A 26150-nucleotide genomic window follows, 5' to 3' on the forward strand; every position below is an offset into this window, starting at 1 on the left:
CTCACCCGCTCAGGCCACCCGCGAGTGTCGGAAAGTCGAGCGGGCGAAAACCGTAATGGTCGAGCCAGCGGACGTCGGCCTCGAAGAAGGCGCGCAGATCCGGCATGCCGTATTTCAGCATGGCGATGCGGTCGATGCCCATGCCCCAGGCGAATCCCTGGTACTCCGCCGGGTCGATGCCGCAGTTCTTCAGCACGTTCGGATGCACCATGCCGCAGCCGAGGATTTCCAGCCAGTCCTCGCCCTCGCCGAACCGGATCTCGCCCTTGTCGCGCCGACACTGGATGTCGACCTCGAGCGACGGCTCGGTGAACGGGAAGAACGACGGCCGGAACCGCATCTTCACCTGGTCGACCTCGAAGAACGCCTTGCAGAACTCCGCGAGAATCCACTTCAGGTGCCCGAGATGCGAGCCCTTGTCTATGACGAGGCCCTCGACCTGATGGAACATCGGCGTGTGGGTCTGATCGCTGTCGCAGCGATAGGTGCGGCCCGGACAGATCACCCGGATCGGCGGCGCCTTTCCGAGCATCGTGCGCACCTGCACCGGCGAGGTGTGGGTGCGCAGCAGCAGCCGCGAGCCGTCCTCCTTCTCGGGGAAGAAGAACGTGTCGTGCATGTCGCGGGCCGGATGGCCGACGGGAAAGTTCAGCTTGGTGAAGTTGTAGTCGTCGGTCTCGATGTCGGGACCTTCGGCGACCTCGAAGCCCATGTCGGCGAAGATCGCGGTGAGCTCGTCGACCACCTGGCTGATCGGATGGATGCGGCCGCGCTCGAGCGGCCCGTCGGCGACCGGCAGCGAGACGTCGACCGTCTCGGTGGCGAGCCGCGCGTCGAGCGCCGCGTCGCGCAGCGCGGTGCGGCGGGCGCCGAGCGCCTCGCCGACCTTCTCCTTGAGGCCGTTGATCAGCGGCCCCTGAACCTTGCGCTCCTCCGGCGACATTTTTCCGAGGGTGGCGAGCAGCGCCGACACCGCCCCCTTCTTGCCGAGCGCCGCGACGCGCACCGCCTCGAGGGCCGGCTCGTCGCCGGCGGCGGCGATGTCGGCGAGGAGGCGGCCTTCCAGTTCCGTGATGTCGGACATGCCCTCACCCGAACGCATTCGGGGTCGCCCGCCTGCGCGGACGACCCGGTCGAACCCTCGTGCCGTCGATCGTGGCGTCAGGCCGCGAGCGCGGCCTTGGCCTTCTCGACGATCGCCTGGAACGCCGCCGGCTGGCTGATCGCGAGATCGGACAGCACCTTGCGGTCGACCGTGATGCCGGCGCGGGCGAGGCCCGCGATGAAGGTCGAGTAGTTGATCTCGAACGGCCGGACCGCCGCGTTGAGCCGCTGGATCCACAGCGCACGGAAGGTGCGCTTCTTCCGCTTGCGGTCACGATAGGCGTATTGGTTGGCCTTCTCGACCGCCTGCTTGGCGACCCGGATGGTATTCTTCCGCCGGCCGTAATAGCCCTTGGCGGCCTTGAAGACTTTCTTGTGCTTGGCGTGCGCGGTGACGCCCCGTTTGACGCGGGCCATGGCTGATCTCCTGAAACCAATTGGCGAGAGAGGAAGGTCGCGTCGGTCGACGCGGCCGGTTCGGCGATCAGCCGTTGGGCATCCAATACTTCTTGATGTTGTCGCCGTCGGTCTTGAACAGCACGGTCATGCCGCGATGCTCGCGGATCTGCTTGGTGGACCGCTTGATCATCCCGTGGCGCTTACCGGACTGCTGGAATTTCACCTTGCCGGTGCCGGTGATCTTGAAGCGCTTTTTTGCGCCCGACTTGGTCTTCATCTTGGGCATTTGGCTCGTCTCCTGGCCGATCGCGACCGCCGAGCCGCGAGGCTCCTCGGTCCGCCGGGCCGTCTGGTTGAATGAGCGCACCCGAACGGGCGCGACGCCGCCACGGCAGCCCATTTTCGGCCGGGCGACGGAGGGGGCTGGTTATGGCAGAGGTGGCCCGCAATGGCAACTGCGGACGCTTCGGACACGTCCGAGGCGGCGGCTCGCCACATCCGGCCTCCGGTCGTCCGGGCTCAGCGAGCCCGATGCGGGCCGAGCGTGCCGGAACCGGTCTCTCGCGACCGGTCGGGCGCGACGGGGCTGTCGCGGCGGGTCGGGGCCGGCGGCCGACGCCCAAACCGGCCGCCCGGGGGCAGGCGGCCTTCGTCTCCGGGCGACGGAAGCGATCGCGGGACGGGCGACGCTCACCGCGGCGCCAGCACCATCACCATCTGGCGACCTTCCATCTTGGCGTCCTGCTCGACCTTGGCGAGCTCGGAGGTGTCGCCTTTGACCCGGTTCAGCAATTGGAAGCCGAGCTCCTGGTGGGCCATCTCGCGTCCGCGGAAGCGGAGCGTGACCTTCACCTTGTCGCCGTCTTCGAAGAACCGGATCATGGCGCGCATCTTCACGTCGTAATCGTGATCGTCGATCATCGGCCGGAACTTGACCTCCTTGACCTCGACGATCTTCTGCCGCTTGCGCGCCTCGGCCTGCTTCTTCTGCTCCTGGTACTTGAACTTCCCGTAATCGAGCATCTTGCAGACGGGCGGGCTGGCATTGGGCGCGATCTCGACCAGGTCGAGCCCGGCCTCGTGCGCCATGCGCAAGGCGTCGGGCGTGGCCACGGTGCCGAGATTGGCGCCGTCCTTGTCGATCAGATGAACCTCACGGATGCGAATCTCCTCGTTCACGCGCGGCCCGTCCTTCTGGACGGGGGGCGGGGCTCTCATGGGGCGGCGAATGGCTGCAAACTCCTCTGTTGTTGCAAGGGTACTCGGCAAGGGTGCTCGGTCTGTCCCGGACCTACCGGCCCGGTGCGGCCGCGCGAGGCCACGATCCGCTGCGGTGCAATGAACGGCAGCGGCGCCCGGTCGGCTCGCGCGAGGGATCAATAGAATTGGGACGATCGGGTTTCAAGTCAACGGCGTCGCGTCGACGCGCCTTTATCGTCGGGCTCACGACGGCATGCCGGCTGCCGGTGGCCGGCCAGCCGACCCGGCCGAGGCCCCGGCGGTGACGCGGGCATAGGCCGCGAGCGTCTGCTCGACGGTGCGGGCGCGGTCGAAGGCGCCGAGCACCCTCGCCCGCGCGCGCTGGCCCATCGCGTGGCGGAGCGGCTCCGGCAGCGCCAGCACGCGCACCAAGGCGGCTGCGAGCGCGGCATCGTCGCCCGCCCGGCAGCGCAGCGCGGTCGCGCGGTCCTCCTCGCTCGCGGACAGCACCGGCACGAGGTCGGGGCCGGCGGCGAGATCGGAGGCGATCACCGGACGGGCCATCGCCATCGCCTCGGCGAGCGGGCGGAAGATGCCCTCGAGCTGGACCGACGGGCAGACGACGACGCTCGCGGCGGCGAGGCTCGCCGCCGCGTCGGTGCCCGGACCGGTGATCCGCACGATGTCGGCGGTGCCGGACGACAGCACGAGGTCCCACAACTCGCCGGAATAGCGCGAGCGGCCGCCGTCCTCGCCGTCCAGCACGAAGACGACGTCGGAAATGCCGCTCTCCTTCAGCCGGCGGGCCGCTCCGACCGCGACGTGCTGGCCGTGGCGGCGCAGAATCCGGCCCGGCACCAGCACCACCCGGGTCGCCGGCCGCACGCCCCAGGCGGCGCGCACCACCGCGACGCGCTCTGGCGCGATGCCGGCCGGGTCGAAGCCGTCGAGGTCGAGCAGCGGATGGATCACCGCGAGGCGATCCGGCGGCACGTGGTGGCGCTCGGCGACCAGCTCGGCGATCCGCTCGCTCGCCGCGATCACCACGTCGCCCCGCGCCATCACCCCGTTGTACCAGTGCTTCAAGAGGTTCTGGTCGCGGAAGCCGGTGTGGCAGGTGGCGAGAAACGGCTTTCCGGTGGTGCGGGCGGCGAGCCACGCACTCCAGCCCGGCGCGCGGCCGTGCGCATGCACGACGTCGCAGCCGCGCGACACGATCAGCCGGCGCAACGCCACCGCGTTGCGGGCGATCACCGCCGGATTGCGGGTCGCGGTGTCGAGCGACACGACCTCGCCGCCCTGCTCGGCAACCAGATGCGCGAGCCGCCCGCCGCGCGCCGCGACGATCGGCCGGTGGCCGGCCTCGGCGAGAATTTTGGCGAGACCGACCGCGCCCTCGTCGGCCGCCCCGAGATCGAGGGTCGGCACGGTGATCAGCACGGTGAGCGGACGATCGGGGCGGAGCACGGGACGTGAGCCGGCGGGCGCGACCTGCGCGACCGGAGCCGGAACCGCGACGCCGGCCTCCTGCGCACGCGATCCACGGGACGCCCCCAGAGCTTCCGGCAACCACCACCTCCCTCGCCGCCGCCCGCCGCCGCGAGCGGCACCGCGAACGGCGCGGCGGCCCGTGTCGAGCGCCGGCCCGGTATAGACCGTGCCATTTGGGGCGGCAATATTGGCTCCCGAATCGGCCGCGAGCCGCCCACAGGCGGGCACCGGCCCGCGGAAAATCGTGGTGGTGCGGGTCGCGGCCGGGCGTGGAGGCAGGAAGAGATGAACGAGATCGTCGAGACGCTCACCGTGGGCGAGGGCCAAAAAACGCACCGGATCGCCGTGCGTCGCCGCGAGGGCGCGGGGCCGGGCCTCGTCTGGCTCGGCGGCTTCAAGTCGGACATGAGCGGCACCAAGGCGCAGGCGCTCGACGGGTGGGCCGAAAAGGCCGGCCGGGCCTTCGTGCGGTTCGACTATTCGGGGCACGGCGAATCGGACGGGCGGTTCGAGGACGGCACCATCGGTGCATGGCTCGACGACGCGATCGCGGTGGTGACCGCCCGCTGCCATGGCCCGCAGATTTTCGTCGGCTCCTCGATGGGCGGCTGGCTCGCGCTCCTGCTGACGCGCGCGCTGGCGAGGCGGGCGGCGGCGGGTGCGCTGCCGCCGGAGGCGCCCTCGGTCGCGGGCCTGTTGCTGATCGCCCCGGCGGTCGACTTCACCGAAGTCTTGATGTGGGAAAAGTTTCCGCAAAAGGTGAAAGACGAGATCACGGCGAAGGGTTTTTGGCAGCTCCCCTCCGAATATGCCGACGAGCCGACCGTCATCACCAGGCGGCTGATCGAGGAGGGCAGAAACCACCTGCTGCTCGGCGATTTGATCGAGACCGGCTGCCCGGTGCGCATTCTTCAGGGCGTGCAGGATCCGGACGTGCCGTGGCAGCACGCGGTCGACCTCACCTCCCGCCTCGCCCAGGACGACGTGGTGCTGACGCTGATCAAGGACGGCGACCACCGCCTCTCCCGCCCCGAGGACATTTCGCGAATGCTGCGGGCGGTGGAGGAGATGCCGCTCGGCGGGTGAGCCGGCGCGGCGCGACCAGACCGAACCCGTAATTGCCGGCCATGCACCATCTCTGCATCGAAAAGCTCGAGCGGCTGACGCCCCGGATGCACGGCGAAGCCGTGGCGCTGTGCACGGCGGCCTACGAGCAGCCGTTCGAGCCTCACTTCGAGGAGCTGAAGGACGCCGGCGCGGTCCATCTGCTCGGCCGGCACGACGGACGGCTGGTCACCCATCTCGCCTGGGTCGAGCGCCGCCTGCAGACGCGGGACGGCCTCACGCTGCGAACCGCCTATGTCGAGGCGGTCGCGACCCTGCCGGAGATGCAGCGACGCGGCTGGGCCTCGGCCCTGCTCCGCCGGTTCGTCGATCATGTCGGCGACTTCCAGGTGGCGGCGCTGTCGCCCTCGGACGCCGCCTTCTATGCCCGGCTCGGCTGGGAGCCTTGGCGCGGCCCGCTGTTTCAGCGGCGCGGCGACCGCTGGGAGCCGACCCCCGACGAGGAGATGATGATCCATCGTCTCCCCGCCACGCCGGCGCTCGCACTCGATGCACCGATCAGCGTCGAGTGGCGGCCGGGCGAGGTGTGGTGAGGCGAGGTGTGGTGAGAATCGGCGGCGGCGAGAGGTCGCCGCCGTCGCTGCCGAAACGTCCGTGACCTCGTGGCCGGCCGGCGCCCTTGCGGGCCACCGTCCGGCCGGACGAGAGCGCCTCAGTGCCGGAAATGGCGCAGGCCGGTGAGCACCATGGCGACGCCGTGGTCGTCGGCGGCCTTGATCACCTGGTCGTCGCGGATCGAGCCGCCCGGCTGGATCACGGCGGTGGCGCCGGCGCGAATCGACACCAGAAGCGCGTCCGGGAACGGGTAGAACGCGTCGGAGGCGACCACCGAGCCCTTGGTGAGCGGGGCCGGCAGCTCGGCGAGGCGGGCGGCGTCCTCGGCCTTGCGCACCGCGATCGCCGCCGAATCGACCCGGCTCATCTGCCCGGCGCCGATGCCGACCGTCATGCGGTCCTTGGCATAGACCACGGCGTTCGACTTGACGTGCTTGGCGACCCGGAAGGCGAAGGTGAGGTCGGCGAGCTCGGCCTCGGTCGGCTGGCGCTTCGACACCACCTTCAGCACGAGATCGTCGGCCACCGCATTGTCGCGCGACTGCACCAGGAAGCCGCCGGCGACGGTGCGCATGGTGGTGCCGCGCTTCCTCGGATCGGGCAGCCCGCCGGCCACCATCAGGCGGAGGTTCTTCTTGGTGCGGACGATCTCGATCGCCTCGTCGGTCGCGTCGGGAGCGATGATCACCTCGGTGAAGATGCCGGTGATCATCCGCGCGGCCTCGGCGTCGAGCGTGCGGTTGACCGCGACGATGCCGCCGAAGGCGGAGTCCTGGTCGCACAGGAGCGCCTTGCGGTAGGCCTCGCCGAGCGTCTCGCCCTCGGCGACGCCGCACGGATTGGCGTGCTTGATGATGGCGCAGGCGGCGGTCCGCTTCGGATCGAACTCGGCGACGCACTCGAAGGCCGCGTCGGTGTCGTTGATGTTGTTGTAGGAGAGCTGCTTGCCCTGCAGCTGGCGGGCGGTGGCGACGCCGTAGCGCACCTCGGCGCTGCGATAGAAGGCCGCCGTCTGGTGCGGGTTCTCGCCGTAGCGCATCACCTGGATCAGCTTGCCGCCGAACGCGCTGTAGGTCGGCGCCGGGTCGTCGAGCTTGTCGGCGAACCAGCCGGAGATCGCCGCGTCGTAGGCGGCGGTGCGGCCGAACGCCTTGGCGGCGAGCTTCTTGCGCAGCGACGGCGTGGTGGCGCCGCCGTGCGCGGCCATCTCCGTGACGATCGTGCGGTAGTCTTCCGGGTCGACCACCACGGTGACGTCGCCGTGGTTCTTGGCCGCCGCCCGCACCATCGCCGGGCCGCCGATGTCGATGTTCTCGACGCAGGTCTCGAAGTCGGCACCCTTCTGGACGGTCTGCTCGAACGGATAGAGATTCACCACCAGAAGGTCGATCGGCTCGATGCCGTGCGCCTCCATCGACCCGGTGTGCTCGGCATTGTCGCGGATCGCCAGAAGCCCGCCATGCACCTTGGGATGCAGGGTCTTCAGGCGGCCGTCCATCATCTCGGGAAAGCCGGTGAGGTCGGCGACGTCGCGCACGGCGAGGCCCGCCTCGGCGAGCGCCGCCTTGGTGCCGCCGGTCGACACCAGCTCGACGCCGTGGCGCGCGAGCTCGCGGGCGAAGTCGACCAGGCCGGACTTGTCGGAAACGGAAAGGAGAGCACGGCGAATGCGGCGCGGTTGTTCTGTCATCGATGACTATCGTTACGGTTGACGGGGTCGGCGGCATCATGGGCCGCGACGTCCGTATTGGCTAGTGGTCCGCGTCCGACATTCGCATGCCGTCGCAACGAAGACGGGGGGCGGCCGTCGGGCTCGCGCGGCCAGCGGGCGTCACGATGTCCCGTGGGCGCGCCGGGCTCGACGAGAGCACGGCCGCGAGGCGAGCGCGGCGCGACTGCCGCGTCCGCTCCCTAGCGCGTTTTCCCGCCCGGAGAAACTGCGCTGCATCAAGAACCGTCGCCAACGCCGGCGGATTCTTTGCGCCGGCGCCGGTGCCCGCCCCCCGCCGGCGCGGACGCGCCCTGCCCCGCCGGGCGACCCGGACCGCCTCCGGACGCCCGGCCGGGCGCTCGAACCACCGGGCGCCCGGCCGGGCAAGCCCGCTTCAATGCGACAGCAGGCTGCAGATCGGGCTGTCGGCGATCAGCCCGCGGGTGACGCCGCCAAAAATCCACTCGCCGAGCCGGCTGTGGCCGTAGCCACCGGCGACGATCAGGTCGATCCGCTCCTCGCGGGCGATCCTGATCAGCTCGCCCGCGGTCGAGCTCGCCCCCTGCACGACGATGCCGGCCCCGGTCGAGATGCGGTGACGGGCGAGGTGGCGCTCGACGTCGTCGATGTCGTCCTGGGCGATGTCCTCCATCCCCGCGTCGCACACCTCGACGACCATCACCCGCTCGGCCTCGTGCAGGAACGGCAGCGCGTCGACCAGCGCCCGGCGGGCCTCCCGCGTGTCCTTCCAGGCGATCATCACCCGGGTCGGATCGAGCACGCCGAGCCCGCGCGGCACCACCAGCACCGGGCGGCCGGCCCGCAGGATGACGCTGCCGGGGTCGAGCGCGCGGAACGGATCGGTGGGTGCGGGATCGGTGCCGATCACGATCAGGTCGGCCGCCCGCGCGGCGCGTGCCACCACCTCGATCGGGTGGTCGGGCGAGGCGCGCCACTCGACCCGCCGGTTGGTCGGGCCGACAAGATTGCGGAAATGCTCGCCGAGCCGGCCGAGCTCGGCGGTCACCGTCATGGTCTCGTCCTCGGTCGGCCCGAGATCGAGCACCATGCCTTCGTTGGCGTAGATCGGCGCCGGCGCCTGGCCGGTGACGCCGATCAGGGTGGAGTGGAACCGCTCGCCGAGCGACGCGGCGAGGCGCACACGGGCGTCGGAGCCTTCGTCGGCCCCGACATGGACCATCACGGTGGCGTAGGACATGGCTCGCTCCTCGTCGTGACCGGCGAGCGCCTTCTCCGTCCCCGTTCCGTGCCCGGCCTCACGCCTTCCCCGAGGCGCATCGTGTCGCAGGCTTTTCTTTCTCTCTCCCGGCGCCGGTCGGACCGCAGCCGGGAGCCGAATTCATCACGCGTGCAAGCGCTTGAGCGCGGCGCGGTCGCACAGCACGATGCGCCGGCAGGTCGGCACCGCGATCGCGCCGTTGCCCTCGAGCTGGGTCAGCGTGCGCGAGATCGTCTCGATTGTCAGCCCGAGATAATCGGCGATGTCCTGGCGCGACATCGGCAGCTCGACCACGTCGCCGGTGCCCATCCGCTCGGCCATCTCCAGGAGGAAGCAGGCGACCCGCTCCTGCGCGCTGCGGATCAGCACCAGCATGTGGGTCTGCACCCGCTCCAGCTCGTGCGCCGTCAGCCGCCACATCAGGTGGGTGGTCTGGTGGTCGGTGCGGGCGAGCGACAGAAGCGCGGTCCGCTTGATCACCAGAAAGATCGAGCGGCCGACCGACTCGGCCGAGCAGTGGTGGGTGTCGGTCGCTTCCAGGCCGAACACCTCGCCCGGCAGGTAGAAGGCGCTGATCTGGCGGCGGCCGTCGTCGAGCACCTTGTAGGTGCGCGCTGCCCCCGCCACCACCTTGAAGACATAGTGGGTCGGCTCGCCCTCGCCGAAGATTTCCGCGTTGCGGGCATAGCTCATCCGCACGCCGAGCGTGTCGAGCGCCGAGATGTCGATGCCGTGCGGCTCCGGTGCCCATCGGTCCAGCGGTTTTGCGGGATGGGTCGCGCTCAGGGTCCTGGCATTCTGCATCAACATGGTCGACACGCGGCTCCGCCGAGGGGGCAGGATGCGATACGATCAACGTAAGCGGCGCGCCGCCACGGTAAATCCGGGGCGTCTCCCTAAGGGGCATCCCGGAGGGTGCAGCATCCAGGCACCTCGACACGGGCAGCGGCCGGAGCGGGCGTCTGCCGGCGGTGCCGCGGCACCTTCGGCGTGCAGGAGAGCGAGCCATGGTCGAGATCGACGTCGGGGCCTCCGGGCTCGGCAGCGGGCCGGCACGCCCGGCCGGGCGGCCGCTCGCCTGGTACGCCTTCGCGGTCGGGCTGCCGCTCGCCGCCCACCTGCTGCACGCCGGCGTGTCGCCGGCGGCCTCGGCGCCCGCCGACCTCCTCTACATGGTGCCGCCGGTGCTGGTCGCCGGCGCGCTCGGCGGGCTCGGGCCGGGGCTGGTCGCCACCGCCATGGCGCTCCTGCTGCACGCGGCCGAGCTTCGCACCGGCACCGCCAACGACGGCACCCTCGCCGGCGTCGCGGTGTTCGCGCTGATCGGCTGCGGCATGGCCGGCTTCGGCCAGTGGCTGCGCGTCACCCGCGACGAGGCCGCCGCCCGCACCCGCAGCGTCACCGCCCGCGAGGCGCATCTGCGCTCGGTGCTCGGCAGCGTGCCGGACGCGGTGATCATCATCGACGAGCACGGCGTGGTGCAGGAGTTCAGCGCGGCGGCCGAGCGGCTGTTCGGCTATCCGGCATCGGAGGTGATCGGCCACAATGTCCGCATGCTGATGCCGGCGCCCTACAGCGATGCCCACGACCGCCACATCGGCCGCTACCTCGCCACCGGCGAGCGCCACATCATCGGCATCGGCCGGGTCGCGGTCGGCGAGCGCAAGGACGGCTCGACCTTCCCGATCGCGCTGACCGTCGCCGAGATGCGCTCGGAGGGGCGGCGCTTCTTCACCGGCTTCGTGCGCGACCTCACCGAGCGGCAGGAGACCGAGGCGCGCCTGCAGCAGCTGCAGTCCGAGCTGGTGCACGTCTCCCGCCTCACCGCGATGGGCGAGATGGCCTCCGCCCTCGCCCACGAGCTCAACCAGCCGCTCTCGGCGATCGCCAACTATCTCGCCGGCTGCCGCCGCCTGCTCGCCAAGGACGCCGCCGCCATGGACCGGGTGCCGCCGGAGACCGACGAGCGGCTCGACATGGTGCGCGAGGCGGTCGACGCCTCGGTCGAGCAGTCGCTGCGGGCGGGCCAGATCATCCGCCGGCTGCGCGACTTCGTCGCCAATCGCGAGCCCGAGAAGCGGATCGAGAACTTGAAGACGCTGATCGAGGAGACGAGCGCCCTCGCCCTGGTCGGCGCCAAGGAGAGCGGCGTGCGGGTGCGGCTCGCACTCGACCCGGCGATCGACCGGGTGTTCGTCGACAAGGTGCAGATCCAGCAGGTGCTGCTCAACCTGATGCGCAACGCCATCGAGGCGATGGAGGAGGTGCCGCGCGGCACGCTCACCGTCGCCACGGTCGCCGGGCCGAACGGCAGCGTGCAGGTCGAGGTGGCCGACACCGGGCCCGGCATCGCGCCCGAGATGGCCGGCCAGCTGTTTCGCCCGTTCGCCACCACCAAGGCGTACGGGATGGGCATCGGCCTGTCGATCTCGCGCACCATCATCGAGGGTCACGACGGGAAGATCTGGGCCGAGCCGAACCCTGGCGGCGGTGCCGTCTTCCGGTTTACACTGCCCGCCGTGAGCAACGAGGACGATCTCGGCGATGTCGGCTGAGCCGGTGGTGCACGTCATCGACGACGACGAGTCGGTTCGCCGCTCGCTCGATTTCCTCCTGCGCGCCGCCGGCATGACGACGCGAAGCTGGGAGAGCGCCGTCGCCTTCCTCGCCGCGCTGCCCGAGGTCGCCGGCGGCTGCGTCGTCACCGACGTGAAGATGCCGGAGGTGAGCGGCGTCGACCTGTTGCGGCGGCTGAAGGCGATGGATCTGCGCATTCCGGTGGTGGTCATCACCGGGCACGCCGACGTGCCGATGGCGGTCGAGGCGATGAAGAGCGGCGCGGTCGACTTTCTGGAAAAACCGTTCGACGACGAGGTGCTGCTCGCCTCGGTGCGCAGCGCGCTCGCCACCGCCGAGAGCCGGGCCGAGCGCGAGAGCGAAAAGCTCGCGCTGCGCGAGCGGATCGCCAGCCTGTCGGGCCGGGAGCACGAGGTGTTGGAGGGGCTGGTCGCCGGCAAGCCGAACAAGGTGATCGCCTACGACCTCGGCATCAGCCCGCGCACGGTCGAGATCTACCGCGCCAACGTGATGACCAAGATGCACGCCGTCAGCCTCTCGGAGCTGGTGCGCATGACGCTGATCGCCGGCGTCGACCCGGCCGACACGCCAAAGCCGCGCTCCGAGCCGCGCGCCGAGCGCGGCGGCTGATTCTTTCAGCGCCTCGTTCACGGGTCTACGCCCCACACGCAGCCACCGTTTCCCTGCACCGTCTCCCCCGCCCCGGCCGCATGAACCGCGGCACCGTCGCACGGCTCCAATCGGGGCATGCGACACCGGTCGCGGCCCCGGCGCTTGCCGTCCGGCATCGGCGTCGCCACACTCGGGCCGGGCTCGGAAGCACGGGAGCGCTTTTTGATGATCTTCGGCGGACTGGACGTCTTCATCGTCGTCGTGGTGCTGCTCGCCATCCTGACGATCTTTCTCGGGGTGAAGACCGTGCCGCAGGGTTTCGCCTGGACGGTCGAGCGGTTCGGGCGCTACACGCGCCTGCTCACGCCGGGGCTCAACCTGATCGTCCCGTTCGTCGATCGGATCGGGCGCAAGATCAACGTGATGGAGCAGGTGCTCGACGTCCCGCAGCAGGACGTGATCACCAAGGACAACGCCACCGTCACGGTCGACGGGGTCGCCTTCTATCAGGTGTTCGACGCGGTCCGGGCGAGCTACGAGGTGGCCGAGCTCGACCTCGCGATCGTCAAGCTGACCATGACCAACATCCGCTCGGTGATGGGCGCGATGGATCTCGACCAGGTGCTGTCGCATCGCGACGAGATCAACACCCGCCTGCTGCGGGTGGTCGACGCCGCGGTGTCGGCCTGGGGCATCAAGGTCAACCGCATCGAGATCAAGGACATCTTCCCGCCCGCCGATCTCGTCAACGCGATGGGCCGGCAGATGAAGGCCGAGCGCGAGAAGCGCGCCGACATCCTCACCGCCGAGGGCCAGCGCCAGTCGGAGATTCTCCGCGCGGAAGGCGCCAAGCAGGCGCAGATCCTGGAGGCAGAGGGCCGCCGCGAGGCCGCCTTCCGCGACGCCGAGGCGCGCGAGCGGCTCGCGCAGGCCGAGGCCAAGGCGACCGAGATGGTGAGCGAGGCGGTCGCCCGCGGCGACATGGCGGCGCTCAACTACTTCATCGCGGAAAAGTACCTGAAGGCGTTCGCCGAGCTCGCCCGCGCGCCGAACCAGAAGGTGGTGATGCTGCCGATCGAGACCACCAACGTGCTCGGCTCGCTCGCCGGCATCGCCGAGATCGCCAAATCGACCTTTTCCGACAAGTCGACCTTTGCCGACCACCCGCCGGGCGGCGGCGGGCGCGGTGGCCCCGGCGGAGGCGGTCCTGCCGGCGGCACGCCGCGGCCGCAAACCCGGCCGACCACGCCGCTCACCGGCCCGGCCGGCACCGGCATGTCCGGCTCCTCCGGGGCATCGAGCGGCCCGAGTGGTGCGGGCGGGACGAATGCCCCGCAAACCCCGTTCTCGTCGCCGTTCCAGACCAACCGGTGAGCCATGTCGATCCTGTCCGGCTTCGTCTCGCTCGGGCCGTGGGGGTGGCTCACCGCGGCGGCGGTGCTGCTGATCGCCGAGATCGTGGTGCCGGGGATCTTTCTCCTGTGGCTCGGCATCGCCGCGCTGCTGGTCGGGCTGATCTCGTTTCTGGTGGACTGGGGCTGGCAGCTCCAGCTGATCGCCTTCGCCGTGTTCTCGGTGGTGGCGATCCCGTTGTGGCGCCGATTGGCGCGCGAGACGCCGACCGATCGGCCGTTTCTCAACCGCCGGCTCGAGGCGCTGGTCGGCCGGGTTTTCACGCTGGAGAAGCCGATCGTCGACGGCGCCGGCACCATCACGGTGGACGACACCGTGTGGCGGGTCACCGGGCCGGACGCGCCGGCCGGCAGCCGCGTCACGGTCGCCGCGGTCGACGGCGTGACGATCCGGGTCGAGCGGGCCGAGCGGCCCGAGGGCTGACGAAAGGCGCGGCTCTCACGCCGCCCGCACGCTGGCGAGAAACGTCTCCACCTCGTGGCGCAGCCGCTCGCTCTCGCCGGCGAGCGTTTCGGCGGCATCCGCCACCGCCTGCGAGCCGGCGCCGGTCTCCTCCGCGCTCCGGCTCACCGCGGCGATGCTGGACGACACCTCCTCCGAGCCCGCCGCGGCGCTGCGGACGCTTCGCGAGATCTCCGCGGTCGCCGCGCCCTGCCGCTCGACCGCCGCGGCGATCGCCGCCGCGGTCTCGGCGATCTCGCCGATGGTGCCGGAGATCTCGCCGATCGCCGCGACCGAGTCGTGGGTCGCCTGCTGCATGCCGGAAATCTGCGTCGCGATCTCGCCGGTCGCCTTTGCGGTCTGGCCGGCGAGCGCCTTGACCTCGCTCGCCACCACCGCGAACCCCTTGCCGGCGGCGCCGGCCCTGGCCGCCTCGATGGTCGCGTTGAGAGCCAACAAGTTGGTCTGCTCGGCGATCGCGGTGATCAGCTTGACGACGTCGCCGATTCGCGCGGCCGCCTGCGACAGCGCGCCGACCCGCGCGTCGGTCGCCTCGACCTGCTTCACCGCCCGGTCGGCGATCCGGTGCGAGGCCTGCACCTGCCGGCCGATCTCGTCGATCGAGGACGCCATCTCGTCGGTCGCGCCGGCGACCGCCCCGACATTCGCCGAGGTCTCGCCGGAGGCGACGGCGACCGACTGCGACATCGCCCGCGTCCGCTCGGCGGTCTCGGTGAGCCGGCCGGCGGTCGCCTCGAGCTCGGTCGCGGTGCCGCCGATCCGCACCAAGACCTCGACCACCGCCGCCTCGAGCCGATCGGCCAGCGCCAGGGTGGCGGCCTTGCGCTCGGCCGCCGCCGCCCGCTCCGCCTCCTCCCGCTCGCGGGCCTCCCGCCGCTCCCGCGCGGCGACGTGCTCGCGCATCGCCGCGGTCGCCCGTGCGATCCGCCCGACCTCGTCGAAGCGCGCGGCGCCCGGGACCGCGATGTCGAGCTCGCCCTCGGCCATCCGCCCGAGCGCCCCGGCGAGACGGCGCAGCGGCCGGGCGACGATCAGCCAGGACACCAGCGCCGCCAGCAGCACCGCGCCCATCGTGCCGAGCCCGAGCACCAGCCACGCGTCGCGCAGCGCCTTCGCCTGCTGGGTCTCGGCGGAGGCGAGCAGCGTCTTGGTCTCGCCGCCGAGAATGTTGATCAGCCGGTACATTTTTGCGGTGGTCGCGTCGAACGCGGCGTCGAACCGCAGATCGAGGATGGTCTCGGCCTCGCCGCGCTTGCCCGCCAGCACCGCCTTGCGGACGCCGGTCGCGAGCCCGCGCAGATCGTCGAGCGCCGTGACGATCGCCTCGACCTCCTCGCCGAGATCGGGGAAGGCGGCGACCACGTTGGCGAGCGAGTTCTTGGCCGCGGCGTATTGCGTGTCGATGTCGCTGCCGGCCTCGCGGGCGACGTCGCGATCGACCGCGGCGACCGTCTTGTAGGTCGCGAGCCCCATGGCGGCCATCGCGCTCTTCGCCTCGCCGAGCGCGACACGGGCCGGCGACACGCTGAGCGCCACCGTGCGGTTCACCTCGGCGAGCGCATCGACGCTGCGCAGGCAGAACCAGTTCGCCAGCATCGACAGGCCGGCGAGCACGACGATCAGCGCGACCGATTTGAGAACGATGCCGGGATGCAGAAGCGCACGGGCGGCGGCGAGCGGCAGGTCGCGCCAGCGGCGGCGGGGACCGGCCGACGCCCGGCGGCGGCCGATCGTAAGACGCGGGAGAACCATCGAAACCTTCGCAAACGAACAGGTGACGACGGAACACCTAGCCGGGGCGTCTTAACCGCACATGACGGCGCGCGGACGTGGTGAACACACCGTGCGACCGACCGCGCGGGGCGGTGTCACGCCGCCCGCACGCTCGCCAGGAATTTCTGCACCTCGAGCCGCAGATGATTGCTCTCGCCGGCGAGCTGGGAGGCGGCGGTGAGCACCTCGTCGGACGCCGCACCGGTCTCCTGCGCGCCGCGGCTCACCTCGCCGATGCTGGCCGAGACCTCGGTGGTGCCGGCGGCGGCGCGCTGGATGTTGCGCGAGATCTCGCCGGTCGCGGCGCCCTGCTGCTCGACCGCCGCGGCGATCGCCGAGGCGATCTCGGCGATCTTGCCGATGGTGCCGGAGATCTCGGCGATCGCCGCGACCGAGTCCTGGGTCGCCGACTGCATGCCGGCGATCTGGGCGGAGATGTCGCCGGTCGCCTTCGCCGTCTGGGCGGCGAGCGCCTTCACCTCCTGCGCCACCACGGCGAAGCCCTTGCCGGCCTCGCCGGCCCGCGCCGCCTCGATCGTGGCGTTCAGGGCCAACAAGTTGGTCTGCTCGGCGATCGCCGTGATCAGCTCGAGAACGTCGCCGATCCGCGCCGCCGCCTTCGACAGCTCGCCGACCCGCGCATCGGTGCGGCCGGCCTGCCGCACCGCCTCGTCGGCGATCCGGCTCGACGCCTGCACCTGGCGGCTGATCTCGCCGACCGAGGAGGCCATCTCGTTGGTCGCGGCCGCGACCGCCTGGACGTTGGTCGAAGCCTCCTCGGAGGCCGCGCTCACCGCGCCGGACATCGACTGGGTGGTCGATGCGGTCTGGCTCAAGGTGGTCGCGGTCGCCTCGAGCTCGGTCGCCGCCGACGACACCGAGCCGATGATGCCGCCGACCGCCGCCTCGAAGGAATCGGCGAGCCGGTACATGTCGGCCTTGCGCTGCGCCGCCGCCGCCTTCTCCTGCTCGGCCTGCGCCGCCGCCTCGCGGCGCGACTTCTCCACCGCCTGGACCTTGAAGGCTTCGACTGCGCGGGCGATGTCGCCCACCTCGTCGGCCCGCGAAAGCCCCGGCAGCACCACCTCGAAATCGCCGGAGGCGAGCTTCTGCATGCCGCCGGTGAGCGCGACCATCGGCCGCGACACCGCCCGCCCGATCAGGAAGGCGAGCGCGCCGACGCCGAGCGTCACCAGCACGATCGCGAGCTGCAGCATGAACTGGGTCGAGGCCTGGGTCGCGGTTTCCGCCTCGTCGCTTCGGCGGCGCGCCGCATCGACCGCCTTGTGAATCGCGTCGAACCGCGGCTCGATCGCGGCGAAGGTCTCGGACACCGCCTTCTGGTCGGCCGCGACCCGCTCGGCCGCCGCCATCCACGCGAAGAAGTTGGTCTCGTAGGCGGCGAGCTTGGCGGCGATGTCGTCCTTGGCGGCATCGCCGAGATCGGCGGCGGCGAGCGCGCTGCGGAACTCGGCGAGCCGCTTCTTCATCTCCTCGCCGTAGCGCGGACTGCCGCGCAGCATGAAGTCCTTCTCGTGCCGCCGCATCATCAGCATGGTGATGGCGAGGCCGGGCTGGTCGACCGATTTCAGCGTGCTCTCGATCGAATGGACGGCGTTGCGCAACACGCCCTCGAGGCCGGCGTTCTCGTCGAGGCCGAGGGTGGTGCGGTCGCGCACCAGCGTGTCGAACCGCTGCTTGTAGTCCTCGAAGTTCCTGCGCACCGCGGCGACGTCCGACGCGAACGAGCCGCCGACCGTGGCGGCGGCCGGCTCGAGCGCCTTCAGCGCGTCGGCCGTCTCGGCCGTCAGCGCGTCGTGCCGCTTCACCAGCGCCGGGTCCTTGCGCAGCAGAAAATCCTTCTCGGTGCGGCGCAGCTCGAGCATCCCGATCAGCGCCGCGTCGGACCGGCGCTCCACCGCGCGCGCCTGCTCGGCGGTGAGACGGTAGCGCGACTGCTCGGCATCCCCGTAGAGATACAGCGCACCGACCACGAACAGCCCACCGATGCCGAGCGCACCGAGCCCGGCGATCTTGTGGGTCAAACGCATCCGAAAAGCCATCGAGAGAACTCCGTGGGCCCCGCGCCGGTCGACGCGGGTGCCGAATCTCCAGGGACGGGGGTGGGCCGCGATCGCGGCGGAACGCTGCGCCGGCGAGGGCAAGTCCGGTCCGGCGTCGTGACAATCCGTGAACGCAACCCACCCGTTCCGCCGTCTCGATCCTCGTGGTTTCGTCTGAAGAGAGATTTAATTGTCACGGATCGCAGGATACGTCCTATTGCGGAGCGGGGCCGCCCCCGCGCCGCCGCGGTCATGCCGCGGCACGCGAGGCCCGCACGGCGGCCGGCGTCTTGACGAGACGGTCGGCACGGCGCTCGGGGCCGGCATAGTTCGGGTCGTCCGCCTCGCGGCGATCCATCGGGCCGGTGCGCACGTTCATCAGGAAGCGTGCGACCTCGTCCTTCAGCTTGTTTCCCTCGACCGCCAGCATGCCCGCCGACGAGCGCACCTGCTCGGAGGCGGCCTCGGTGGCGTTGGCGCCGCGGCTCACCTCGCCGATGCTCTCCGCCACGCGCGCCGTGCCCTGCGAGGCGTGCTGGATGTTGCGGGCCACCTCGGAGGTCGCTGCGCCCTGCTGCTCCACCGCCGCGGCGATCGCCGCGGCGATCTCCGAGATGCGGCCGATCGTGCCGCCGATCTCCTTGATCGCGCCGACCGAGTCCTGGGTCGCCGCCTGCATGCCGGAAATCTGGGTCGCGATCTCACCCGTCGCTTTCGCGGTCTGGGCGGCGAGCGCCTTGACCTCCTGCGCCACCACCGCGAACCCCTTGCCGGCCTCGCCGGCCCTGGCCGCTTCGATCGTGGCGTTCAGGGCCAACAAGTTGGTCTGCTCGGCGATCGCGGTGATCAGCTGCACCACGTCGCCGATCCGCGACGCGGCCTGCGACAGCTCGGCGATCCGCCCGTCGGTGCGCTCGGCCTGCTTGACCGCCTCGCCGGCGATCCGGGTCGATTCCTGCACCTGCCGGCTGATCTCGTTGACCGAGGAGGTCATCTCGTTGGTGGCGGAGGCGACGTTCTGCACGTTGGTCGAGGCCTCCTCGGAGGCTTCCGCGACGGTCGAGGAGAGCCTCTGCGTGCCCTCGGCCGTCTTGGTGAGCGAGCCCGCCGCGCTCTCCAGCTCGGTCGCCGCCGCCGACACCGTCTCGATGATCTCGCCGACCGCCGCCTCGAAGGAGTCGGCGATGCGGTGCACGGCCGCCTGCCGCTCCTTGGCGGCGCGCTCGTCGGCGGCGCGCTGGTCGGCCTCCATCGCGGCGAGGCGCATCAGATTGTCCTTGAAGGTCTGCGCCGCGCGGGCGTTGTCGCCGACCTCGTCGCGCCGCGTGACATAGGGGATGTGGACCTCCTTGTCGCCGCCGGCGATCTTCACCAGGACCTCGCCGATCCGCACGATCGGTCGCGAGATCGAGCGGCCGATCAGCCACGACAGGAGGACGCCCGCCAGCACGCAGGCGATGCCGGCGATGCCGACGAACGACATGGTCCCGGAGATCGTGTCGGAGGTCGCGTCCTGGATGACGCCCTGCTCGGCGGCGGCGGCGTCGCGGATCTCGGTGGTGTCCTTGGCGATCGCCTCGGCGCGGCGCGGCATCTCCACGTCGACCTGCGTTCCGATCCGGTCGTCGAGCGCCATGTACTTCTTGAACCCGTCGAAATACGCCGCCGCATCCTTGCGGATGTCGTCGACGATGCGGACGATCTGCGGATCGGTGTCGCGACCGAGCGCGGTGAGCGCGGCCTGCAGGTTGGCATAGTCCTGGTCGGCGCGCTTCTCGGCCTCGGTCTCGATCCGGCCGAACGCCTTGCTGACGTTCAGGCGAATCAGCAGGAAGCTGCGCATCACCTTTCCGGCGAGCGCGCTCGCACCGGACTCGGAGGGACGCGCATCGGCGAGCTCCAGCAGCGTGCCGAGCTGCTTCGTCACCCGGCCGCCGACCGGCCCGAGCACCGTGCGGCGGATCTCGGACTGCTCGTGCTTGAGCGGCACGATGCTCTCGAAGCTGGCGGAATACTCGTCGTAGGCGCCGGCGATCCGCTGGAGGGTGGCCACGCGCGCGGGCGTCTCGAGCGCGGAGATCACCTCGCCGATGGTCTTCCGCAGCTGCCGCTGACGCTCCACCACCGGGTCGGAGTCCTGCTCGACGGTCGCCAGCGTGTACTCGTTGGTCATCCGCCGGACGTCGGCGAAGCCGCGATCGACCTTGCGCACCAGCGTGGCCTCGTCGACGCTCTGCACGAAGTGGGAGAAGCCGTCGTCGATCGTCCCCAGGCTGTGGTAGGACGCCGCGGCGATCGCCGCCATGATCACCAACACGCAGGCGAAGCCGAGCATGATTTTCGTGCCGATCGCCCGATCGGCATAAATCGCCCGCAACCCCCGCGGATCCACGACGCCCGCCCCATGCACCGACCCGTTCATGCGATTTCTCCCGCAGCAGTGACGGCCCGACCGGCGCCGCGGAGGCATGCGGGAACGCTCCGGCTCCCGCGTCGGGCGGGAGTCGCCGAGCCGTTCGTCCGAATGCACGCGATGCCGATCGCAACCGGATCGTGCATTCCATTCAGCGGCAATACGCCTAAATGGAAGTTAAACGGGCCTTCGGTGAGGACGATTACGTAGGTTTTTCCGGTACTTAAAAACCTCCGTAGAATCATGGAAACCTATTGAGCCCCGCTTCTTTCACCGAGCGAAAATTCGGTCGACAAAGCTCCCGCCGGGTGCCGGCGGCAACCGCGAATCGGCGTCGAAGGCGCGCACGAAAAAGCGGGCCGCGCTCGCGCGCGACCCGCGTCTGTCTCGCCTCGAGCGGCGCCGATGTTTCGGGACGCCGAAATCAGGCGGCGCGGACGCTGTCCAGGAAGCGGGCGACCTCGAGCTTCAGGCGGTTGCTCTCGCCCGAAAGCGCCTGCGCCGACGACAGCACCTGCGCCGAGGCCGAGCCGGTCTCGCCGGTGCCGCGCTCGACCTCGGCGATGGTGCGCGCGACCTCGCTGGTGCCGTTGGCTGCCTGCTGGACGTTGCGGGCGATCTCGTGGGTCGCCGCCCCCTGCTGCTCGATCGCCGCGGCGATCGACGAGGAGATCTCGGAGATGCGGCCGATGGTGCCGCCGATCTCCTTGATCGCCGCGACCGACTCGCCGGTGGCCGCCTGCATGCCGGTGATCTGGGTCGCGATGTCGCCGGTCGCCTTCGCCGTCTGGGCGGCGAGCTGCTTCACCTCCTGCGCCACCACGGCAAAACCCTTGCCGGCCTCGCCGGCCCTGGCCGCCTCGATGGTCGCGTTCAAGGCGAGCAAGTTGGTCTGGCCGGCGATCGCGGTGATCAGCTCGACCACGTCGCCGATCCGGGCGGCCGCCTGCGACAGCGCGACGATGCGGCCGTCGGTCTTCTCCGCCTGGGCGACCGCCTCGCCGGCGATGCGGGTCGACTCGTTCACCTGGCGCGAGATCTCGGCGATCGAGGAGGTCATCTCGTCGGTCGCCGAGGCGACCCCCTGAACGTTGCTCGAGGCCTGGCTGGAGGCGGCGGCGACCTCGGTCGACAGCATGCGGGTGGTCTCGGCGGTGCCGGTGAGGGTGCCGGCGGCGGCCTCGAGTTCGGTCGCGGCGGACGACACCGTCTCGACGATGTGGCCGACCGCCCGCTCGAAATCGTCGGCGAGCTTGCGCATCGCCGCGCGCCGCTCCTCGGCGGAGCTCGCCTCGGTGGCGACGCGCTCGGCCTCGGCCGCCTGGATGTGCACCAGGTTCTCGCGGAAGGCCTCGGCGGCGCGGGCGTTGTCGCCGACCTCGTCGCGCCGCGCGACATAGGGGATGTCGACCGCCTGGTTGCCGCGCGACAGCTCGCGCAGCACGCCGGTGATGCGACGGATCGGCTTGGCGATGCCGCGCCCGACCAGGAAGGCGAGCAGCCCGCCGAGCAGCACGGTCGCGAGGCCCATCGCCTGCTGCATGGTGATGGCGGTCGTCACGGTGGCGGCGGTGGTGGCGTTGGCGGCGGTGAACTCCGCATTCAGCTCGCGCTGCAGGCTCGCCACCATCGCCTGCAGCCTGACGATCAGCGGCACCATCTCGTAGTCGAACATCGCGTTGCGCCGGTCGGTGCCGGCGACCACGCGCTCGAAGCTCTCGGCATAGGCGGAGAGCGCCTCCTCGATCGGCGCGATCGCGGTCAAGACGTCGACCGGCAGGTCGCCCTGCTGGATCGCGGTGAGCGCGGCGCGCGCGCCGGCGAGGCTCTTGCGGAATTTCGCCGCACCGTTGGCGTCGCGGTTGGCGATGGTGCGCCAGTTGTCGACCCTGACGGTCTGCATGTGCTTCTCGAGCCCGGCGAGCGCGAGCGCCAGCGACTGGCTGTCGCTGCCGCGCGCCGCCGCGATCATCCGCGAGGTGGCGGCCACCAGGGCGTCGCCGCCACCGGTGAGCGCCATGCGCTCGCCGGCGATCTCCTGGCCTTGCGCGACCAGCGCCTCGCGGTGCTTCTGAAACTCGCCGATGCCCGCCTCGATCTCGCGCAGCACCGCGCGACGCTCGTCGGACAGCGACGCCTTCACCGCCGTCTCGATCAGCCCGACCGAGCGCTGGGCGGCCTCGGTGCCCTGCTGGATCGCCATGTCGGAGTTGTCGGCCCGCACCTGCAGGGCGGCGCGCCGCATCACCTCGAGCTCGTGCTCGAGGCCGAGCATGCGGATGGTCGCGTCCGACAGGACGCCCATCGCATCGGAGGCCCCCTCGATTCGCAGCAGGGCGTAGCTGGTGTAGCCGGCGAGCGCGACGGCGAACGCGAGCGGGATCGCGAAGCCGGCATAAATCCGGCCCGCGAGACGAAGCGATGGCAAACGCATTGGGAAACTTCCGGGATTGTCGAACGACGGTCCCAGTACGGCGGCGCACTTAAGAGGGCGTGAACGAATTCCCCGGCCTTTGCCTCGCAACCCGCCCATGCGCGCCGGACGCGGGCACCGGCGGGCGCTGGCGCATCGTGAAAAATTTTTCCCCGCTCAGGCGGCCCGGACGGTGCCGAGGAAGTCGGCGACCTTCTCCTTCAGTCGCGTGCTCTCGCCGGCGAGCGCGCGCGCCGAGGCGAGCACCCGGGCGGAGGCCGAGCCGGTGTCGCCGGCGCCGCGGCTCACCTCGCCGATGGTCGTCGCGACCTGGGCGGTGCCGCGCGCGGCCTGCTCGACGTTGCGGGCGATCTCGGAGGTCGCCGCCCCCTGCTGCTCGATCGCCGCGGCGATCGAGGCGGAGATGTCCGACAGGCGACCGATGGTGCCGCCGATCTCCTTGATGGCCGCGACCGAGTCGTGGGTGGCGGACTGCATGCCGGTGATCTGGGCGGCGATCTCGCCGGTCGCCTTGGAGGTCTGGGTGGCGAGCGCCTTGACCTCGCTCGCGACCACCGCGAAGCCCTTGCCGGCCTCGCCGGCCCGCGCCGCCTCGATGGTCGCGTTGAGGGCCAGCAAGTTGGTCTGCTCGGCGATCGCGGTGATCAGCTGGACGACGTCGCCGATCCGGGCGGCCGCCTGCGACAGCTCGGTCACCCGCCCGTCGGTCCGCTCGGCCTGGGCGACCGCCTCCCGGGCGATCCGGCTCGAGTCGTGCACCTGGCGGCTGATCTCCTGCACCGAGGCGGTCATCTCGTTGCTGGCGGAGGCGACGCTCTGCACGTTGCCGGAGGCCTGCTCGGAAGCGGCGGCGACCTCGGTCGAAAGCTGCTGGGTGGTGTCGGCGGTGTGCGACAGCGTGCCGGCCGCGGCCTCGAGCTCGGCCGATGCCGCCGACACCGTCTCGACGATCTCGCCGACCGCCGCCTCGAACTCGCCGGCGAGGGCGTGCATCGCCTGCTTGCGCTCGGCCGCCGCCTTCTCCTCCAGCGCCGCCTGCTCGGCCTTCATCGCCTCGATGCGCAACAGGTTGTCCTTGAAGGTCTGCGCCGCGCGGGCATTGTCGCCGACCTCGTCGCGGCGCTCGACATAGGGCACCACCACGCCGGTGTCGCCGGCGGCGAGATCGACCAGCACGGCGGTGATGCGGCGGATCGGGCGGGCGATCGAGCGGCCGATCAGGACGGCGAGCAGCCCGCCGAGCAGCAGCGCCACGGCGACCAGAACCTGCTGCACCCGGGTGGTGGTGGCGACGGTGACGTCCGAGGCCTGCTGGGCGGCGATGCGGTCGCGGTTGAGCGAGCCTTGAGCGTCGGCGACCGCCTCCTGGATGGCGACGATCTCCGGCACCATCTCCTCGAAATAGAGCTGGTCGCTCTTGGTGAAGGTGCCGGCGACGTGCTCGAAGCCGGCGGCGAAGGCGGCCAGCGTGGCGTTGACCGAGGTGAGCGCGGCCATCGTCGCGGGCGGGATGTCGGCCTGCTCGAGCATGGCGCTCGCCTCGTAGGCCGCCTGGATGCCGTGATGGAACGCATCCGCCGCCTCGGGCACGCGGGTGGCGACGAACCACCAGATGTCGCGCCGCACCCGGTGCAGGTTCTTCTCGAGCTCGGCGACCGCAAGCGCGACCTCCGGATCGGCGCGGGTGGCCTTGGCCATCGTGGCGAACGCCGCGTCGAGCGCGGCGCCACCGGCGTCGAGCTTCTTGCGCTCGGCCAGCAGATCCTTGCCGAGCACGGTCAGCTCCTGCCACTTCTCGGCGAACGAATCGAGCGCGACGGCGGACGCCTCGTAGATCTCGCGCCGCTCGACCGAGGTGGACACCGTCACCGCCTCCCGCACCAGCTTGGACACGCGGGCGAGCAGCGCGTTGGCATCGGTCTCGGCCTCGGTGGAATCGTCGAACTTGTAGCGCAGCGTGGCGCGGCGCAGCGCCTCCAGGTCCTTGCCGATGTGCAGCGTGCGGATGTCGCTCTCCGACAGCGCGCTCATCGTGTCGACGCTCGACTTGACGGTGACGAGGCCCCAAGTGCCGAACGCCGCGAGACCGACGGCGAACAGCAGCAGCACCCCGAAGCCGGAATAGATTCGAGTCGACAAGCGGAACTGTGGACGGCGCATGATGATCGATTCCCGGTTTGCTGCAGTTCTACCCGGTGGGGACTTAACAAGATCGCAACCGGCGGCACCGCCGTACCGAATCAGGGTGATTACCTAGCGAAATCGCACGACACGGTGAAAAGCCACGGCCGGAATCGTACGCGGCGACTTTCCCGCGCGACGGGGATTTGCGAATTGTGACGAAGATTGGCGACTCCGTACGGAATCATACTTAGAGCAACGATCGAACCCCGCATTCACCCGAAGCGACCAAGAGGGCGAGCCGCTCGGGCGGCTCGTCGGCCGAGTCGCAACCGGCGACCGATCCTTCCCTTCGTCCGGCCCGGTACGGTTGTGGCGACCGTCCCTGCTTCTGTCCGATTTACTACCGAACGGTTAGCCAGATCATGCAAAAAATGCTTCAATCTAGTGGAGTGTAGTTACGTAAGAACTTAAAGGTACTTGTCAAATCGAGCAGCGTTAGAATAATTCGAGCGGCTTGCTCGGGCACATCCCTGCCTCCCGACGAAGAAGCTGAGTTGATGATCTATAATCTCGGACCACAGAGTTCACCCCCCGCGGGCGGGAGCGTGGACCGGTCTCCACCTTCGCACGAGTGGTCCATCGCGGCTTTCGAGCGCCCGTTCGGCGACGCCGCGGTGCATGCCGTGATCCTCGACGGCAGCGGCGTCATCCTCGCCGTGAACGAAGGATGGAAGAAATTCGCCGATCGCGCGAGCCTCGACCTGCCCGACCACGGCGTCGGCCAGAACTACCTCCAGCACTGCGCCTTCGCGGACGCGCAGTCGGCTCACATCATCGGCGCCGTCACCCAGCTCCTGCGCGGGCGCGCCGACGCCGTGTCGTTCTTCTATCCGTGCCACGGACCGGACGAGCCGCGCTGGTTCCTGCTGCTCGGCTTTCCGTATCGCGTCGGCGAGGCGCGCGCGGTGCTGCTGCACGTCGAGATCACCCGCATGATGCCGGACAAGCGCGACCCGGTGATCCTCAAGGACGAGGTGGCGAGCGCGTCGGTCGATGCGCGGCTCGAGCGGGTGATGGAGAAGATCGAGCGGTCGCTGCGGGCCAACGCGGCCGCCGCCAAGCCGCCGGAGCCGGACGAGCCGCCGGTAGACGGCGCCGGTCCGGCCGGTCCCGCCGCCATGCCCGGCGAGCCGAAGGCGATCGGCCTGCCGGTCGCCCTCAGCCGGCGCCAGCGCGAGGTCCTCGAGCTGATGGCGAAAGGCTTGAGCAACATCGAGATCGGCCGCCGCCTGGCGATCTCGCCGAACACCGTGAAGATCCACGTCTCCGGCATCCTCGCCCGGCTCGGCGTGCCGAACCGCGCCCAGGCGATCCACTGGACGCTCACCCGTTTGCGCGACGAGCGCTGAGAGCCCGTTTGGGAACTCCGACGGGGCTGCGCCGGAGCCGCTTTC

20 protein-coding genes are annotated in these 26150 nt (G+C 70.6%); 7 read left to right on the forward strand and 13 right to left on the reverse strand.

From position 1 onward, the window contains the following. Position 1: 1 nt before the first annotated feature. From pheS to A33M_RS01100, 5 genes are all read right to left on the reverse strand, one after another. Positions 2-1084 (reverse strand): phenylalanine--tRNA ligase subunit alpha, encoded by a 1083-nt coding sequence (pheS, locus tag A33M_RS01080; RefSeq protein ID WP_040618776.1) that lies wholly within the window; start codon positions 1082-1084, stop codon positions 2-4. 77 nt (positions 1085-1161) lie between these two features. Beyond that, positions 1162-1521, reverse strand: a complete 360-nt coding sequence (gene rplT, locus A33M_RS01085) for a 50S ribosomal protein L20 (RefSeq protein WP_008382556.1) — start codon at positions 1519-1521, stop codon at positions 1162-1164. Between the two features lie 67 nt (positions 1522-1588). Continuing rightward, positions 1589-1789 carry a 50S ribosomal protein L35 gene (gene rpmI, locus A33M_RS01090; protein ID WP_008382557.1) on the reverse strand — a complete coding sequence of 67 codons (201 nt, stop codon included), beginning with the start codon at positions 1787-1789 and terminating at the stop codon, positions 1589-1591. 404 nt (positions 1790-2193) lie between these two features. After that, a complete protein-coding gene (infC, locus tag A33M_RS01095) occupies positions 2194-2721 on the reverse strand; it encodes a translation initiation factor IF-3 (RefSeq protein ID WP_040618777.1) in 528 nt (175 codons plus the stop codon). A 225-nt stretch (positions 2722-2946) separates the two neighbouring features. After that, positions 2947-4170: a glycosyltransferase gene (locus A33M_RS01100; protein WP_192814077.1), complete on the reverse strand. Its 1224-nt coding sequence runs from the start codon at positions 4168-4170 to the stop codon at positions 2947-2949. Positions 4171-4479: 309 nt separating this feature from the next. Here A33M_RS01100 and A33M_RS01105 point away from each other — a divergent pair, with 309 nt between their 5' ends. Continuing rightward, on the forward strand, positions 4480-5280 hold the full coding sequence (locus A33M_RS01105) for an alpha/beta hydrolase (RefSeq protein ID WP_008382562.1): 801 nt from the start codon (positions 4480-4482) through the stop codon (positions 5278-5280). 41 nt (positions 5281-5321) lie between these two features. Then, positions 5322-5852 (forward strand): GNAT family N-acetyltransferase, encoded by a 531-nt coding sequence (locus tag A33M_RS01110; RefSeq protein WP_008382563.1) that lies wholly within the window; start codon positions 5322-5324, stop codon positions 5850-5852. Positions 5853-5971: 119 nt separating this feature from the next. Here the strand turns inward: A33M_RS01110 and purH are convergent, their stop codons facing one another. From purH to A33M_RS01125, 3 genes are all read right to left on the reverse strand, one after another. Next, positions 5972-7564 carry a bifunctional phosphoribosylaminoimidazolecarboxamide formyltransferase/IMP cyclohydrolase gene (gene purH / locus A33M_RS01115; RefSeq protein WP_008382564.1) on the reverse strand — a complete coding sequence of 531 codons (1593 nt, stop codon included), beginning with the start codon at positions 7562-7564 and terminating at the stop codon, positions 5972-5974. A gap of 415 nt (positions 7565-7979) precedes the next feature. After that, on the reverse strand, positions 7980-8804 hold the full coding sequence (locus A33M_RS01120) for a universal stress protein (protein WP_008382565.1): 825 nt from the start codon (positions 8802-8804) through the stop codon (positions 7980-7982). A gap of 144 nt (positions 8805-8948) precedes the next feature. Further along, positions 8949-9635 carry a helix-turn-helix domain-containing protein gene (locus A33M_RS01125; protein WP_157223278.1) on the reverse strand — a complete coding sequence of 229 codons (687 nt, stop codon included), beginning with the start codon at positions 9633-9635 and terminating at the stop codon, positions 8949-8951. Positions 9636-9832: 197 nt separating this feature from the next. Between A33M_RS01125 and A33M_RS01130 the strand changes: the two genes are divergently transcribed. The 4 genes from A33M_RS01130 to A33M_RS01145 all read left to right on the forward strand — a co-directional run bounded on the left by A33M_RS01130 (position 9833) and on the right by A33M_RS01145 (position 13850). After that, entirely contained in the window at positions 9833-11380 is a 1548-nt protein-coding gene (locus A33M_RS01130; RefSeq protein WP_008382567.1) for a two-component system sensor histidine kinase NtrB, read from the forward strand. Next, positions 11370-12032 (forward strand): response regulator FixJ, encoded by a 663-nt coding sequence (gene fixJ, locus A33M_RS01135; protein ID WP_040618778.1) that lies wholly within the window; start codon positions 11370-11372, stop codon positions 12030-12032. The genes A33M_RS01130 and fixJ overlap by 11 nt, the downstream gene beginning before the upstream one ends. A 207-nt stretch (positions 12033-12239) precedes the next feature. After that, positions 12240-13388, forward strand: coding sequence for an SPFH domain-containing protein (locus A33M_RS01140; RefSeq protein WP_083850240.1), 1149 nt, complete (start codon positions 12240-12242; stop codon positions 13386-13388). A gap of 3 nt (positions 13389-13391) precedes the next feature. After that, positions 13392-13850, forward strand: coding sequence for an NfeD family protein (locus A33M_RS01145; RefSeq protein ID WP_008382571.1), 459 nt, complete (start codon positions 13392-13394; stop codon positions 13848-13850). Positions 13851-13865: 15 nt separating this feature from the next. Here the strand turns inward: A33M_RS01145 and A33M_RS01150 are convergent, their stop codons facing one another. From A33M_RS01150 to A33M_RS01170, 5 genes are all read right to left on the reverse strand, one after another. Further along, complete coding sequence (locus A33M_RS01150; protein WP_008382573.1) at positions 13866-15641, reverse strand: methyl-accepting chemotaxis protein; 1776 nt, start codon at positions 15639-15641, stop codon at positions 13866-13868. Positions 15642-15757: 116 nt separating this feature from the next. Next, positions 15758-17725 (reverse strand): methyl-accepting chemotaxis protein, encoded by a 1968-nt coding sequence (locus A33M_RS01155; RefSeq protein WP_040618779.1) that lies wholly within the window; start codon positions 17723-17725, stop codon positions 15758-15760. A gap of 250 nt (positions 17726-17975) precedes the next feature. After that, complete coding sequence (locus tag A33M_RS01160; RefSeq protein ID WP_052026793.1) at positions 17976-20147, reverse strand: methyl-accepting chemotaxis protein; 2172 nt, start codon at positions 20145-20147, stop codon at positions 17976-17978. Between the two features lie 415 nt (positions 20148-20562). After that, positions 20563-22572, reverse strand: coding sequence for a methyl-accepting chemotaxis protein (locus A33M_RS01165; RefSeq protein WP_008382578.1), 2010 nt, complete (start codon positions 22570-22572; stop codon positions 20563-20565). 156 nt (positions 22573-22728) lie between these two features. Further along, positions 22729-24732 (reverse strand): methyl-accepting chemotaxis protein, encoded by a 2004-nt coding sequence (locus A33M_RS01170; RefSeq protein WP_008382580.1) that lies wholly within the window; start codon positions 24730-24732, stop codon positions 22729-22731. Positions 24733-25301: 569 nt separating this feature from the next. Here A33M_RS01170 and A33M_RS24760 point away from each other — a divergent pair. Beyond that, positions 25302-26105 (forward strand): helix-turn-helix transcriptional regulator, encoded by an 804-nt coding sequence (locus A33M_RS24760; protein WP_052026794.1) that lies wholly within the window; start codon positions 25302-25304, stop codon positions 26103-26105. Positions 26106-26150: the final 45 nt, after the last annotated feature.

The organism is Rhodovulum sp. PH10, from assembly GCF_000293785.1.
Classification (GTDB): Bacteria; Pseudomonadota; Alphaproteobacteria; order Rhizobiales; family Xanthobacteraceae; genus Rhodoplanes.